Source organism: Beduini massiliensis, assembly GCF_000829905.1.
Taxonomy (GTDB): Bacteria; Bacillota_I; Bacilli_A; order Erysipelotrichales; family Coprobacillaceae; genus Beduini; species Beduini massiliensis.
Genome location: NZ_CDPP01000003.1, coordinates 252198 through 265752 on the forward strand (window position 1 = coordinate 252198; position 13555 = coordinate 265752).

A 13555-nucleotide genomic window follows, 5' to 3' on the forward strand; every position below is an offset into this window, starting at 1 on the left:
GAGGGTGACAGATGGGATTTTTTAGTAAAGTAAAAGAGAAGATCGTTGGAAAATCAGCCAAGCAAAATGAAAAATATGTTGCCGGGTTAGATAAATCGAATGCCAGTTTTTCAGACCGTATCAATCAGTTAGCAGCACGTTTCAGAGAAATAGATGATGATTATTTTGAAGAATTAGAAAACATTTTGATCATGAGTGATGTTGGGGTCAATATGGTCATGAAAATTGTAGATGAAATCAAAAAAGAAGTTCGCTTACAAGGTATTACCGATCCTAAAGATATCAATGAGATCATCATTGATAAGATGTTTGTTATTTATGCAAATGACAGTGTGATGACCAATACGATTAATTATCAGGAAAATGCTTTAACCGTGATCTTAATGGTCGGAGTCAATGGTGCCGGGAAAACGACAACGATTGCTAAATTGGCACATCGAATGAAAGATGAAGGACGACATGTTATGTTGGTGGCTGGCGATACGTTCAGAGCCGGAGCGATCGATCAGTTAGCCGAATGGGCAAGACGTTTGGATGTGGAAATCATTGAAGGCAAAGAGGGCGGAGATCCTTCCGCGGCGGTGTTTGATGGAATCAAGCAAGCCAAAGAAAAAAAGGCAGATGTACTGATCATTGATACTGCCGGACGTTTGCAAAATAAGGTTAATCTAATGAACGAATTAGAAAAAATGAATCGTATTATCAAACGTGAAATTCCCGATGGACCGCATGAAACTTTATTAGTCGTCGATGCAACAACCGGACAAAACGGGGTATCGCAGGCAACGGAATTCGCTAAAATTACAGAAATCACCGGTATCGTTTTAACGAAAATGGATGGAACCGCCAAAGGAGGAATCGTCCTTTCGATTAAAGATGCCTTAAATATTCCTGTTAAATTTATTGGTCTGGGAGAAAAAATGGATGATCTGCAGGCATTTGATCTCGAACAGTATGTATATGGCTTATGCAAGAATCTGATGGGAGAATAAAATGGACTCATTAGAAAAAACACAGCGTGTCAATTTATTAATGGATATGTATGGTCAACTGTTGACCGATAAGCAGTTAAGCTATTTGACTCTGTATTATGATGAAGACCTTTCTTTAGCGGAAATTGCCGATGAAATGGAAGTCTCACGTAATGCGGTGTATGATAATCTTAAAAGAGCGATTGCTTTATTAGAAGGATATGAAAAAAAATTAGGATTATTGGAAAAACATCAAAAAAGATTACAATTAATTGACCAGATCGAAGCATTCGAAGCAGAAGATCATGATAAGCTTTATACTTATCTGGAAAAAATCAAAAATATTTAGGAGGCTATTATGGCATTTGAATCATTATCGGAACGTTTGCAAAGTTCCATCAAGAAAATTCGCGGTCAAAGTTCATTAACAGAAGAAAATATGGATGAGATGCTTCGCGAGATTCGCCTAGCATTATTAGAAGCCGATGTTAACTTTAAAGTTGTTAAAAGCTTTATCCAAAACGTAAAAGAAAAAGCGTTGGGACAAGATGTCATGGGATCTTTAACACCGGGACAAATGGTCGTTAAAATCGTACATGATGAATTAGTTGCATTATTAGGAACAGAAGTATCGGAAATCAATTTTACTAAGAAACCAACTGTCATTATGATGGTCGGACTTCAAGGAGCTGGGAAAACGACAACCGGTGGTAAGATTGCCAATCTGATTCGTAAAAAATATAAGAAAAGCCCGCTATTAGTTGCCGCCGATATTTATCGTCCAGCCGCAATCGATCAGTTGGAAACCTTAGGACGTTCATTAGATGTCCCTGTCTTTTCTAAGGGGACAGACGTAAAACCGGAACAGATCGTCAGCGAAGCTATGGAGTATGCAAAAGAAAATAACCATGATGTGATTTTGATCGATACTGCCGGACGTTTACATATCGATGAATTACTGATGGATGAATTGCTTCACATTAAGCAAATAGCTCATCCGGATGAAATCTTGTTAGTTGTTGATGCCTTGACCGGACAGGATATCGTGAATGTGGCAAGCAGCTTCAATGAAAAATTATCCATTACCGGGGCTGTCTTAACAAAGTTAGATGGAGATGCCCGTGGTGGGGGTGCCTTATCTATTCGTCATATTACTCAGGTACCTATTAAATTTATCGGGACCGGTGAAAAATTAGATGCTTTAGACTTATTCTATCCAGAACGTATGGCTGACCGTATCTTAGGTATGGGAGATGTCATGTCGTTGATTGAAAAAGCACAGGATGTCATCGATGAAAAAAGTGCTAAAAAATCATTGGATCGTTTAACGTCAGGACAGTTTGGACTAGATGATATGCTTGATCAATTGAAACAGGTTCAAAAACTGGGACCGATTTCCGGAATATTAAAGATGATTCCGGGAATGAACGGTGCAATTCCCAATGTGAATGACGAAGATGCTAAAAAAGAAATGGTCAAAACCGAAGCTATCATCAATTCAATGACTAAAGAAGAACGCCGTGATCCATCTGTGCTGAATGCAAGACGTAAGCTTCGTATTGCCAGCGGTTGTGGAATGCAGGTTGCCGATATCAATCGTCTGTTAAAGAAGTTTGAACAGTCTAAAGCGATGATGGAAAACATGACCCGTATGAATCCAATGACGGGAATGATGAGCGGAAAACCAAAAAAATCGGCTGTCGTACAGCCTAATCGTAAAAAAGAACGTCATAAAAAGAAGAAAAAACGTTAATATAGTAACTAAAAAGGATTAAATGAGAGCAGGCATCTTATTTAATCTTTTTAGTTAAACAGAATTATTTCAATTTTAAGTATATATAGGTGTTGAGGTTACTATTTGTTTTGGTGAAAAATAAATGCATCTTAAATATATGTTTTAAATTAATACAAATGTGTTCTAACTAAATATTTTACTGGATTAGAAAAAATTTTTTCATAAAAAACATAATTATCTATATATTATAATAACCTTTATTTATTAAATTTACTAAATTATATCATAAATAGAAACATATTACAATTTTATTTTATATTTAGAAATTCTTCGTTGTTTACTAAAATTAGTGATATTCTTTAATTAAAGAAAGGATACAACATTGTTGTAAAGGTGATTACTATGCTATCAAAATTAAAGATTTATGTTGTTTTTTCCTTGTTTGTATTATTGACTTTAGCCCCAGTTAATGCTACAAATGGCGGTGATTCTCTTGATGAAATATCTGAAGTTAAAACTCAAATTGAAACTAATGATAAAGTAATTAAATTTGAAAACAATAACAATGAAGCAGTTAATATTATGACACCAGTAACTGAAATAACACAGGTTATTGATCATCCGGACGGGCAGGTTGAAATTATTAAGAAAACTAGTGTGACTGTTTATTTTGATAAAGAAACTGATGAACCAATAAATCCGAATGTAAGAGGTGTTGGTGGTAATGATTCTAGCTATAGTGCATATGCTGAAATAAACTCGCATTTATTTTTTAATGGTAATTTAGTAGCTGTTACGGGTGTTGATGGTTTTTATGTTTTAAAAGAACCATCAGTTAGATGTTGGGGGCAACTTGTAGAATGTGGACAAACTAGTGGTTTTGATAAACAGTATATTTCTTTTAATCCAACTGGAACATCTTTTAATTATAATACTGGCTTTCATACGAGTTCAAAATTAATGGCAGTATATGGCTCTAAATATACGGTTACATTAGGTAGAAACTCTGCATCAATGACATGGAGTTTTACAGTCGATGATACAGTAGTAAATTAGTGTGTCTATAGGAGGAAGATAAAATGGATAAAAAGAAGAAAATTTTATATTCTATTATTGCCTTTGGCTTACTGTTTTGTTTAGGTCTATTTAATTATTATGATCATAGTAAGTTGGCAAAAACCACACTGTTCAGCGAATATTTTCAAATATACTACATGGTCAAAGTCTTCATCCAATTTGTATTCCCCATTTTGGCTATTGTCATTTGTCATAAAATAGAAAGTAACGATCGGGGGTCCAATTTATTATTCCCACTCATGTTAAGTGGCATGATGATAATCTTAGTTGTTTCAATTTTCTTTTTAAAGATTGCTTACACATATTATTGGCTGGATGGATATGTGATTATTACTTCTTTTTGCCTAATTAATATCTATAAAAAAAGAAAAAATGTCTAAATAATAAATAAAGAGGTGATCGAAGCATTATGACGATTACCTTTTTTAATTAGACAGCTTATTTAATTGATAAAAATATCGATATTATGAAAATAAATTGAAATAATTTTCAAATAAAGATAGACTAATGAAAATAAGATTATGTTAAGTGGAATGTGATTAGGTATCAAGGAGGAAAAATAATGGAAAACAAGCGACCTAATTTATTATTATTTGTCAGTGATCATTTTCGCAGTGAAGCTGTTCATCATTTAGGAAACGAGGCATCTGTTACACCTAATATCGACAGGTTAGTGAATAATGATGCTGTTTCTTTTTCCAATGCATTTTGTCAAAATCCAGTTTGTGTTCCCAGCCGATGCAGTTTTTTATCCGGTCAATATCCGCATGTGAATGGCTTTCGAACGATGCATCATTTAATGTCTGCTCACGATGATAATCTGTTAAAAGAATTAAAGAAGAATGGCTACCATGTTTATTTTGGAGGTAAGAATGATGTTTTTAAAGAGGAAGTGGACTTATCTTTGTATTGTGATGATCGCAGTGATGCTTATAGTGAATTGAATTGTATTGCTCAAGGTGTCCCGATGAAAAAAGGGTATCGCCCCATTTTACAGGGAGTAACACAGCAGATGGCAATCGAAGCTGCTAATACGAAAGAGGCTAGCCGTCATCGATTGAACAAAAAGCATTATTATAGTTTTTATCAGGGAATCGTTGATGATGCCAATCCTTTTGCGGTTGGGTTTATGGGGGCAGAAGATGCTCAAATCAGGGATGCCATTGAGTATTTGAAAAACTATGATGGGGATGCTCCTTTATGCATGTATTTGGCATTGACCTTACCGCATCCATATTATGCTTGTACAAAAGAGGATGATGCATGCATTGATCAAGCGAAACTATCACCAGTGGTGACACTGACATCGTCACGAGCTAAACAAAAACCGAGCATCATGCAAGGAATGCGTGAAAATTATCAGCTATATCAATGGTCGGAAAAAGATCTGCTTGCAATCAAGAAAACATATCTGGCGATGGTGCATCATGTTGATTACAATTTCGGTAAAGTCATAGAAGCGTTCAAGCAAAAAGAGATGTATGATGATACGGCGGTATTCTTATTTAGTGATCATGGGGATTACGCGGGAGATTATGGGATTGCAGAAATCAATCAGAATACCTTTGAAGATGTTTTAACAAAAGTCCCTTTAATTATAAAGCCTCCTAAATCAATGACTGTAAAACCGGGAATTCGTTCTGCTTTAGTTGAACTTGTGGATATTCCCCAAACCATCAGCGAAATAACAGCTTTGCCCTTATCTTATCCACAGTTTGGGAAATCCCTTTGTTCGCACTTTGCTGCTATCAAAGAACATCGCCGTTATGTGCATTGTGAAGGTGGGCGCAGAGAAGACGAAACTCATTGTATGGATGGCGGACATCCTAAAGATCATCTTTATTGGCCGAGAACCAGCGAACAAATGAAAATGCCACAGCATACTAAAGCAGTCATGATTCGCAGCCGACAGTATAAGTATGTCAAACGTTTATATGAGTCAGATGAATTTTATGATCTAAAACTTGATCCTTTAGAACTCAATAATCAGATTAAAGAAGAACAATATCAAGAAATCATTGCGGAAATGAAAGAAGAATTATTAAACTTTATGATTGAAACCTGTGATCAGGTGCCTTATCATCGAGATGAACGATGATTTAGCATAGCAAGACATCAATTTTAAATACAATGGATAGATATCAAAATATTTAATGATCCTTTAACGGGAGATATGGAGGAGAAAGTGAGATGACAACGGTCTATTTTATAAGACACGCTGAACCTAATTATGCCAATCATAATGATCAGCAAAGGGAACTAAGCCAAAAGGGATGGCAGGACAGAAAGCGGGTCAGTGAATTTTTAGCGGATAAGCACATTGATGTGGCTTTATCCAGTCCTTATAAGCGAGCCGTAGATACGATAAAAGATTTTGCCGATCAGCATGATTTAACAATAAAAATAGTGGCAGATTTCAGAGAAAGAAAAGTGGATAACGGATGGATTGAAGATTTCAATGCCTTCAGCAGGAAACAATGGGAAGATTTTACTTATAAATTAAAGGATGGAGAGTCTCTTAAAGAGGTTCAGGAAAGAAACATAAAGGCATTAACGATGGTGTTAGAGTCTTATCCTGATCAGAATATTGTGATTGGCAGTCATGGCACCGCGTTAAGTACGGTCATTCATTATTATGATCCTTCCTTTGGTTATAAAGAATTTGAAAAGATTCAATCACTGATGCCTTGGATTGTTCAATTGACATTTGATGGTACTAAATTACTGGACATAAAGCGAATCGATGTATTTTGCGGCTAGACAAAGCATGTAGGGATATATCATGATAAATAAAAATGGATATCTTACTTTGATATCCATTTTAAGCTATTATATGATGATAAAATTTATTTCTCTGAATCTGTTGCTTCTTCCGGTAAAATATAATAATCATTTTCATCCACGTACGCACGTTTCTTTTGCAGCTGACTATGAACAAATTCACTCACCATTGAATAAAGCAAGGCAGTTAGCGGAACAGCCACTAACATTCCGATGAGCCCGAACAGTCCACCAAAGATAATTAACGAAAGTAATACATAGATACCGGAAATGCCTACCGATCCACCCACAACACGAGGATAAATCACATTTCCTTCAAACTGCTGTAAGATCTGAAAATAAACAATGAACCAGATCGATTGTATGGGATTAATTGCAAAGATCAGCAAACATCCAAAAGCCATTCCAAACATAGCCCCAAACATTGGCACTAGGCTCGTCAGGGCAACAATGGCAGAAATAAGTTCCGGGAATGGAAAACGGAAGATTAACATCCCAATATAGCAAAGCACTCCTAAAATCACAGCTTCTACCAATTGTCCGCCGATAAAACCGGCAAAGATCGCATTCGCTTTTTTACCGATACGGAAAATATATTGTGCCGGACGATCTCTAAAAATAGCAACGATCACCTTTTTTAATTGAATAATATATTCTTCTTTTGAATTTAATAGGTATAAGCTGATCATGAAAGCAGTAAACCAAGTTCCAAATGAACCGATGAAGTTAACCGATGTATTGATGACACTGCTTGCTCCAACCCCCAGCCATTTAGCACCGTTTTTTAAAATATCATCCCATCTTAATGTATTAAGATATTGGACAATCTGTGATTTAGATGCATCATAATCGATATGGAAATACTCCAATACTTCATTGATATAGGTAACGGTATGCTGTAAATAGATACTGAAGTTATTAAACAGCATGCCAAAGCTGTCGATTAATTTTGGAATAATGACACTGACAATTAACGCACAGATGATAAAAGCAAATACTAAAGTTAAAATGACCGCAATGCCTCTTGAACGTTTATGAATAAAAGAGTTCTCTTTTGTATGTGTCATAATGAACTGCTGAATTTTTTTCATCGGCAGATTTAAGACATAGGCGATTGCAATTCCATAATACAGCGGCTTAAACAACATGATCCAATACCACACTTTATTTAAGACAGATGTAAAATTAAAGATGACAGCCGCTAGAATAATGGTAAATGTTACCAGAATGACCCATGGCTTAATGATTTTTTTGATCGTTTGGTTATTCATTTTATTCCTCCCCCTCTAGTTTTTCCATAGTACCATTTTTTATTGACTAATTCAATTTATTTCATTATATTATCATTAGATAAAGGAGACAAGAATGAAGGGATATATTTTTGATTTAGATGGTACATTATTAGATTCGCAATGGGTATGGAAAAGTTCGACAGTTGAGATTTTCGAAGAACTGGAATTACCGGATGTTGACACACTTTACTTAGAAATGCGTTCTTTTTCTTTGGAGGAAGCGAACGACTTTATCATTGAACGATTTCAATTACCTTATACTCGTGATGAAATGATAGAACGTGTGAGTGTAAAAGTAAAAGAAAAATATGACCATTTAGTAAAGGCAAAAGCAGGAGTGCTGGAAAAATTAAAAGAATTTCATGAAGCCGGCATTAAAATGACGATTGCGACAGCCAGTGAAAAAGAATTTATTTTAGGATGTTTGAATCGTTTGGGGATTACGGAGTTAATGGATCATATCATCACGACCAGTGAGTACAACACAAATAAAAAAGAAGAAGCCGTGATTTATGACATTGCCTGTAAGCTGATGCAGTTAGATAAACAAGAAGTCGTTGTATTTGAAGATGCTTTGCATGCGATTGAAACATTGAAGAAAAACGGTTATTGTGTATATGCAATTGAAGATGATGATGAATTGGATCACCGTCAGCAAATTTTACAGTTAGCAGATCGATATATTAGCGATTGGAATGAATTTTGTTAGATTGTTTTTGAAATTGTACAATTATATTTGATAAATATTTAAAAAATACTAAAAATATTTTATTTTTTACTGATTGATGTTATACTATCTCAAAAGAGGTGAGGATATGGAAAAGTCAATCAGTACTTTTTTTAATAAAGCATTGCTTCATAATGATATAAAAAATCAGCTTTATAAAGACTATGACGTAAAAAAAGGATTACGTAATGAAGATGGTACCGGAGTGTTAGTGGGATTAACCACGATAGCCGATGTTGTCGGTTATACTATGGTTGAGGGGGTAAAAACAGACAGTATCGGGGATCTTTATTATCGTGGGATCAGTATTAAAGATATTATCGATCATAAAGGCAGTCGCTTGATTTATGAAGAGGTCTGTTTTTTGATCTTATTTGGGTATCTGCCAAACACACAGGAACTGGATGCCTTTACTCAGCAGCTACGTCTGCGTTACCATTTGCCGGAAGATTTTTTGCAGTCACAGATCTTGCGTCATCCGGCGGCTAATTTAATGAATAAACTGCAGCAAGATATATTAGCCCTCTATGCTTACGATGAGAAGGCAGACGATGTCAGTCCATTCAATACTTTAGAGCAGGGGCTGAATTTGCTGGCTCGTTTAATGAGCATTACCATTTATGATTATCATGTTAAGGTACATCATTTTGATCATCAGAGCTTATATATTCATCATATTAAAGAAGACTACAGCATTGCCGAAAATATTTTATATTTATTAAGACCGGATCAGACTTTTAGTGAAAATGAGGCAAGTGTCTTGGATACTTTATTGGTTCTGCATGCCGATCATGGCGGGGGAAACAATTCTACTTTTACAAATGTCGTCATCAGTTCTACAGGGACAGATATCTATTCCGCTTTTGCCGGTTCAGTCGGTTCATTGAAAGGTCCTCGTCATGGCGGGGCGAATCTAGCTGCCAGAAAGATGATGCTGGAAGTGATGAAAGAAATCGGTATGACAGAAGATTGTGACATGATTCGAAATATGGTCATCAAGATTTTAAATAAAGAAGCAAACGATCATTCCGGTTTAGTGTACGGCATGGGGCATGCTATCTATACTTTAAGTGATCCAAGAAGTGAATTGATGGCAAGAGAATGTGAAAAATTAGCGATTGAAAAAGGACGCACAGAAGAATATCGCTTTTATCGTTTATTTGATAGGATTGCATCAGAAACAATCAAAGAAATCAAGGGAACACAGGTTTGCAGTAATTTTGATTTTTACAGCGGACTGGTCTATGATATGCTGGGAATCCCAACGGATCTTTATCCATTGCTTTTTGTGGTCAGCCGCAGTGTCGGCTGGTTAGCACACAATATAGAAAATAAACTGTATGCCGATCGCATCATTCGTCCGGCTACACAGTATGTAGGAAAAATAAAAAAATATATCGACCTATCCAAGCGTTAATGTGGTATCATTTAGATGAAATCAGAATAGGATAAATGGAAGGTGATAAAATGAGTTTTAAAAAGATAGCAGTAGAAGAATTAACATGCAACCCATTTACAATGATTGGTAAAGAATGGATGCTGGTAACAGCCGGAAATGAAAAAAGTGGTTATAACACAATGACGGCTTCATGGGGCGGACTAGGAATCAACTGGAATAAGCCGGTGGCTACCATTTATATTCGACCACAGCGTTATACTAAACAATTCCTTGATGAAAAGGAAACCTTTTCCCTTTGTGTGTTTGATGAAGATTATAAAGCACAGTTAGGTTATTTAGGCAGAGTATCCGGAAAAGATGAAGATAAGATTCAAAAAGCCGGAATCACACCACAGTTTACGGAGGATACGACTTACTTTGCGGAAGCAAAATTAGTGTTGATTTGTAAAAAGCTGTATCGTGCACCGATCGTGCCTGAAGGATTTTTGGATAAAGAAATCGATGAATTGAATTATCCGCAAAAAGATTACCATGATCTTTATATTGCCGAGATCATCGATGTTTTAAAAAGAGATTAGTTTCTCTTTTTTTATTGCATACTAGAAAAAGGAGGCAGAATATGTCAGTTATTATAGCGTTACTCTCTGCATTTTTTGCGGGAATCACTTCTGTTTTAGTGAAAGTTGGAGTCCAAAAAGTAGATTCCTCTTTAGCGACAGCACTAAGAACGATCATTGTTTTAATCTTTAGCTGGCTGATGGTCTTTGTCGTGGGGTCATTCTCTGCAATCCATACCCTTTCTTTGACCTCATTATTCTTTTTAATACTATCCGGCTTAACCACAGGTGCTTCTTGGATCTGCTATTTCAAAGCTTTGCAGCTGGGTGATATTAATAAAGTCGTTCCGATTGATAAATCCAGTACAATCTTGACCATGGTTTTGGCTTTTATCTTTTTAAAAGAACCCCTGACATTATCCATGGTCTTTGGGATTCTCTTTATGGGAGCAGGTACTGCCCTGATGATTCAAAAAAAGGAAACGTCACAGATTGTAAAAAGTAAGGCTTGGCTAGGGTATGCTTTATTATCGGCAATATTTGCCAGCACTACCTCTATTTTAGGAAAAGTGGGAATTGAAAACGTAGAATCAAATCTGGGAACGGCGATTCGTACGATTGTTGTGCTGATTATGGCATGGCTCATTGTTTTTATGCAGCATAAGCAGCATGAAATAAAGGCGATTGATCGTAGAAGCTGGTGTTATTTGATCTTGTCGGGCATAACGACAGGATTATCGTGGCTGTGTTTTTATAAAGCTTTACAGATCGGTCAAGCGAGTATCGTCATTCCTATTGATAAATTAAGTATCTTGGTCAGTATTAGTTTTGCTTATCTTGTGTTTAAAGAAAGACTTACTAAAAAAGCGTTCTTAGGGTTAGTTTTGATCGTTATCGGGACATTCGTTTTATTAATCAAATAAAAAACAGATCGGAGTCCTTTACAGACAGATCTGCTTTTTAGTGAGTGCGGTCTATTTATTTTGTAGTACTTCCAAAACCACCGTTACGTAATGAAGTGGCATCATCATCGATTGTAATTCCATACTCAATAAAGATTCCTTGCATGAAGCCTTCTCCTTGTTTTAAAACAACCGTTTTGTCTTCATTGGTATCATTGGTAATTTTAGAAAAAATATGTCCTTCATTATCTGAATAAAAATAGTCACTGTCAATAATCCCCACCGTATTATTTAACTGCAGACGATATTTAAACCCTAAGCCACTGCGTGGATAAAGTTTTAACACCCATTCATCGTTCATTTCCACACGGATGCCTGTCGGAATTTTAATCGTTTCCTGTGGTTTTAATTCAACGGTGATCGGCATAAAAAAATCATATCCGGCAGATCCGGTTGTAGCTCGCTTAGGCAGTTTGATCTGCTGATAGATTTCTTCAACGTTGCCGCCTAAATCCCATCCTTTTTTAAATTGTTCAAAGCTTACTTTGTGAAATTGTGCAATTCTTTTCATAGTGTCCTCTAATCCTCCTTATAGTATACAAAAAACTCACAGCAGTGAGTTTATTTTAATAACGCCGTTAGTTCGGCAGCCCCTAAAATATAGAAAATCCAGCCAAATATATCCGGACGTAAGATCGAAGTCAACGCCTGTATCCACATTTGCGGATTCAACAAAAGGGCGGGCAAATAATTTAATCCAATCATTATCCCCACCACAAAGATCGGGGTTGCGATAATTGACAGTGCATATCCGATATAGCAGATCACGCGTACTTTAGGGTTGACATACGAGGATGTCTTTTTCGCTACCTTGGCAATTAAATATGCACTTAATAAATAAATGACGCCAAAGCGAAATGTTGTTCCGGTTGTAATTGCCGCTTGGATAAACCCACAAATAAGTGAGATTACTAAAATACTGACAATGACGATCGCATACTGTGCAGGTGAAAGAAAAGCATCATTGTTGCTGCGGAAATACTGCATGGCTTCGCGACGCTCTTTTCGTCTTTGCATATCTTCTTTAAGTCCCATTTCATCACCACCTATGGCATCCATTATAACATACTTTTTATTTAATCACATCTATAACTCTGATACTTTGAAAAAATAATGAATTCTGATGACGAATCTGAGAAAATGAAGTATGATAACAATTAAGGAGATGGGAATATGGAAAAAATAGCATTTATTGGCGTTGGCGTTATGGGTAAATCGATGGTCAGAAATCTGATGAAAAAAGGATATGAAGTATCGATTTACACACGTACTAAAAGTAAAGTGGAGGACGTTATTGAAGAAGGGGCGTTGTGGCATGAGGATGTTGCCAGTTGCGTGGAAAATCAAGATATTATCATGAGTATGGTAGGATACCCGGCAGATGTAGAGGAAATTTATTTTGCCGATCACGGTATTTTAGCGCATGCGAAAACCGGAGCTGTCGTTATTGATTTTACTACGTCTTCACCGGCTTTAGCCAGAAAGATTTATGAAGCGGCTAAAGAAAAGGGGATATCGGCTTTGGATGCACCGGTATCAGGCGGTGATGTGGGGGCACAAAATGGAACTCTGTCCATCATGGTAGGAGGAGATGAAGCCACTTATCAGCAAGTACTGCCGATCCTATTTGTTTTAGGGACAACATTAAACTATACCGGAACAGCGGGAAACGGACAGCATACAAAGATGGCAAATCAGATTGCTTTAGGCGGAGCGATTGCAGGCGTATGTGAAGCTATGACATATGCTCGGGCTAATGGGTTAAATATCCAAAATATGTTGGATTGTATTTCATCAGGGGCAGCGGGAAGCTGGCAGATGAGCAATATGGCACCACGTATTCAAAAAGAGGATTTTGCTCCGGGCTTCTTCATCAAACATTATATTAAGGATTTAAAGATTGCAAAAGAGGGTGCTGATTTGGCACATGTTGATCTTCAAATCATGGAAGCTGTCCTTAGCATGTATCAGGCATTGGAAGATGAAGGTTTGGGTGATTTAGGGACTCAGGCGCTAATTAAATATTATGAGGAAAAGCGTTAACGATACAACAT

At 36.4% G+C, this 13555-nt stretch carries 15 protein-coding genes; 12 read left to right on the plus strand and 3 right to left on the minus strand.

Annotated elements, in window-relative coordinates:
* Window positions 1-11: 11 nt before the first annotated feature.
* The 7 genes from ftsY (at window position 12) to BN1225_RS02935 (ending at window position 6543) form a co-directional block, all read left to right on the plus strand.
* Entirely contained in the window at window positions 12-992 is a 981-nt protein-coding gene (gene ftsY / locus BN1225_RS02905) for a signal recognition particle-docking protein FtsY (protein ID WP_041138311.1), read from the plus strand.
* Between the two features lies 1 nt (window position 993).
* Window positions 994-1320, plus strand: a complete 327-nt coding sequence (ylxM, locus tag BN1225_RS02910; RefSeq protein WP_041138312.1) for a YlxM family DNA-binding protein — start codon at window positions 994-996, stop codon at window positions 1318-1320.
* A 9-nt stretch (window positions 1321-1329) separates the two neighbouring features.
* Window positions 1330-2724, plus strand: a complete 1395-nt coding sequence (ffh, locus tag BN1225_RS02915; RefSeq protein ID WP_041138313.1) for a signal recognition particle protein — start codon at window positions 1330-1332, stop codon at window positions 2722-2724.
* A gap of 384 nt (window positions 2725-3108) precedes the next feature.
* On the plus strand, window positions 3109-3762 hold the full coding sequence (locus BN1225_RS02920) for a hypothetical protein (protein ID WP_041138314.1): 654 nt from the start codon (window positions 3109-3111) through the stop codon (window positions 3760-3762).
* Between the two features lie 23 nt (window positions 3763-3785).
* Entirely contained in the window at window positions 3786-4163 is a 378-nt protein-coding gene (locus BN1225_RS02925) for a hypothetical protein (protein ID WP_041138315.1), read from the plus strand.
* A gap of 182 nt (window positions 4164-4345) precedes the next feature.
* Window positions 4346-5881 carry a sulfatase family protein gene (locus BN1225_RS02930; protein ID WP_041138316.1) on the plus strand — a complete coding sequence of 512 codons (1536 nt, stop codon included), beginning with the start codon at window positions 4346-4348 and terminating at the stop codon, window positions 5879-5881.
* A gap of 92 nt (window positions 5882-5973) precedes the next feature.
* Window positions 5974-6543, plus strand: coding sequence for a histidine phosphatase family protein (locus BN1225_RS02935; RefSeq protein ID WP_041138317.1), 570 nt, complete (start codon window positions 5974-5976; stop codon window positions 6541-6543).
* Window positions 6544-6629: 86 nt separating this feature from the next.
* Here the strand turns inward: BN1225_RS02935 and BN1225_RS02940 are convergent, their stop codons facing one another.
* Window positions 6630-7835, minus strand: a complete 1206-nt coding sequence (locus tag BN1225_RS02940) for an AI-2E family transporter (RefSeq protein ID WP_041138318.1) — start codon at window positions 7833-7835, stop codon at window positions 6630-6632.
* 94 nt (window positions 7836-7929) lie between these two features.
* On the opposite strand from BN1225_RS02940, the gene BN1225_RS02945 reads away from it, so the two are divergent.
* From BN1225_RS02945 to BN1225_RS02960, 4 genes are all read left to right on the plus strand, one after another.
* Entirely contained in the window at window positions 7930-8565 is a 636-nt protein-coding gene (locus BN1225_RS02945) for an HAD family hydrolase (protein WP_041138319.1), read from the plus strand.
* Window positions 8566-8671: 106 nt separating this feature from the next.
* Window positions 8672-10000: a citrate synthase gene (locus BN1225_RS02950; protein ID WP_041138320.1), complete on the plus strand. Its 1329-nt coding sequence runs from the start codon at window positions 8672-8674 to the stop codon at window positions 9998-10000.
* Between the two features lie 50 nt (window positions 10001-10050).
* Window positions 10051-10560: a flavin reductase family protein gene (locus BN1225_RS02955; RefSeq protein WP_041138321.1), complete on the plus strand. Its 510-nt coding sequence runs from the start codon at window positions 10051-10053 to the stop codon at window positions 10558-10560.
* Window positions 10561-10601: 41 nt separating this feature from the next.
* On the plus strand, window positions 10602-11462 hold the full coding sequence (locus BN1225_RS02960; RefSeq protein ID WP_041138322.1) for an EamA family transporter: 861 nt from the start codon (window positions 10602-10604) through the stop codon (window positions 11460-11462).
* A gap of 55 nt (window positions 11463-11517) precedes the next feature.
* On the opposite strand, the gene BN1225_RS02965 is transcribed toward BN1225_RS02960, so the two are convergent.
* The gene (locus BN1225_RS02965; protein ID WP_041138323.1) at window positions 11518-12012 is read right to left on the minus strand and encodes a dCTP deaminase/dUTPase family protein; all 495 of its coding nucleotides are present in this window, start codon (window positions 12010-12012) and stop codon (window positions 11518-11520) included.
* A gap of 50 nt (window positions 12013-12062) precedes the next feature.
* On the minus strand, window positions 12063-12536 hold the full coding sequence (locus BN1225_RS02970) for a hypothetical protein (protein WP_041138324.1): 474 nt from the start codon (window positions 12534-12536) through the stop codon (window positions 12063-12065).
* Window positions 12537-12674: 138 nt separating this feature from the next.
* Between BN1225_RS02970 and BN1225_RS02975 the strand changes: the two genes are divergently transcribed.
* Window positions 12675-13544, plus strand: coding sequence for an NAD(P)-dependent oxidoreductase (locus BN1225_RS02975; RefSeq protein WP_041138325.1), 870 nt, complete (start codon window positions 12675-12677; stop codon window positions 13542-13544).
* Window positions 13545-13555 lie beyond the last annotated feature (11 nt).